We start from the raw sequence: 390 nt of genomic DNA, 5'->3' as shown, positions 1-390 counted from the left end.
CTATCCTTGTTCTTGGATATATCGTCGTATAGTTTCAGCACTTGCATTACCCACTGAGCATACAAAATACCCGTCAGACCAAAAGGTTTTCTCTTTCCAAAATTCCCGTTTCAAGTTAGGAAAAGCCCGCCATAATGACGTTGTCGTAAATTGTTTAATCCTTCTGACATGCTGACCGACAGAATATTTCGTGCCAATCCTCATTAAGATATGAATATGATCTTGGTCGACTTCTATCTCCTCAACGTCAAAATCTGAACTTTCAGCAAGTTGCTCGATGATTGATTTTACAAACATACCTATCTTATCCACTAAGAGCCGCTTCCTATATTTGACCACTAATATTAAATGAAGCGCGATGAGGTATTTACAATGCGATTTTGTTTGATA

General features: G+C 37.9%; 1 protein-coding gene. It reads right to left on the bottom strand.

Annotation, left to right across the window (positions count from 1 at the left end; all coding sequences use genetic code 11):
• Positions 1 to 390 (bottom strand): IS200/IS605 family transposase (gene tnpA, locus NLF92_RS12690; protein ID WP_254102561.1); only part of this gene is annotated, 390 nt, incomplete at its 5' end.

The organism is Opacimonas viscosa (assembly GCF_024199005.1).
Taxonomy (GTDB): Bacteria; Pseudomonadota; Gammaproteobacteria; order Enterobacterales; family Alteromonadaceae; genus Opacimonas; species Opacimonas viscosa.
This window is presented reverse-complemented; position numbering and strand designations above follow the sequence as displayed.